The following is a 517-nucleotide window of genomic DNA, read 5'->3' on the forward strand; positions in this document are numbered from 1 at the left end:
GTTGTCATTGGCGAAGCGGGCCAGCATCTCCGGAACCGGCCGGGTATCACCGCTCCAGGTCAACGCGCCCTGCAGGCGCAGGCCATAGGCCGTCTCCGGCCAGTGATGGCGCACCGGAAACACCTCCAGGCGCACCCCCTCATGCCAGAACGCCTCGCCCACCACGACCAGCTGGAAGGCATCCCAGAAGTTCGCCCCGCCCTCGGCCAGCACGTTCGGATAGTCACCGATACGCTTGTGCAGCAGCGGCACGACCGTGGCGGGCACGTACAGGCGCACCTTGCCGCGCCGGTGGGAATTGAAGAAGGTGTCGACGAACAGCCGCTCAAAGCCCGCCACGTGGTCCAGGTGCACATGGGTGACGAACAACGCCTGCGGCACGTGGCCGTAGTGCGCCTTGAACGCGGTCAGGCCTTCACCGCCACAGTCGATGGTCAGCCACGGACGCCCGTCCCGCTCGATCACCGACATCGGCGATCCCAGCTCGACCGCCGACGCATTGCCGACGCCGAGGAAA

1 protein-coding gene is annotated in these 517 nt (G+C 66.9%); it reads right to left on the reverse strand.

The window, feature by feature from the left end; genetic code table 11:
• Nucleotides 1–517, reverse strand: a 517-nt coding sequence (locus DAI20_RS20335; RefSeq protein ID WP_205781549.1) for an MBL fold metallo-hydrolase, incomplete at both ends; no start/stop codon positions are given.

This window comes from Planctomonas deserti (assembly GCF_003067705.1).
GTDB lineage: Bacteria > Actinomycetota > Actinomycetes > Actinomycetales > Microbacteriaceae > Planctomonas > Planctomonas deserti.